Below are 457 nucleotides of genomic sequence, written 5' to 3' on the forward strand. Positions count from 1 at the left end.
CGGGTGCCGGCGCCCGCCGGCCGGCCTTCCGGGGCGCCTCACCGGGCGCGAACCGCCACCATGCGCAGCCGGACCGGGCATCGCCGTGGACGAAGAGCGCGCCGCCGGGCGTGATCAGGACGGCCCCGTCCGGGGCCGTCACCTCCAGTTCCCAGGCGTCCGCGATCCGGCGGGCGACGGCGGGCCGGTCCGGCCGGTCCTCACCGGCACCGGACATGACGAGTCTGACCCGGTCGGTGCCCCGCGCGCGGAGGGAGTCCAGGAGCGCGCCCAGCCGTGCCCAGTGTCCGGCGCCGGGCATCCCGCCACCGGCGGCGGATCCCACGATGACCGTGACGACGCCCTCCTCCCGTCCGACGGCGCCCGCCACCTCGGCCACGACGTCCAGCGGGAACGAGTCGTCCTCGACCGAGCGCACCAGCAGCACACCGTCGACGTCCTCGACCGGCGGGCCACC

The 457-nt window shown here is 77.7% G+C and carries 1 pseudogene; it reads right to left on the reverse strand.

Annotation, left to right across the window (positions count from 1 at the left end):
• A pseudogene (locus B9S61_RS40645) lies at positions 1-457 on the reverse strand (hypothetical protein); the annotation flags it as partial.

It is taken from the genome of Streptomyces sp. SM1 (genome assembly GCF_002910825.1).
Classification (GTDB): domain Bacteria; phylum Actinomycetota; class Actinomycetes; order Streptomycetales; family Streptomycetaceae; genus Streptomyces; species Streptomyces okerensis.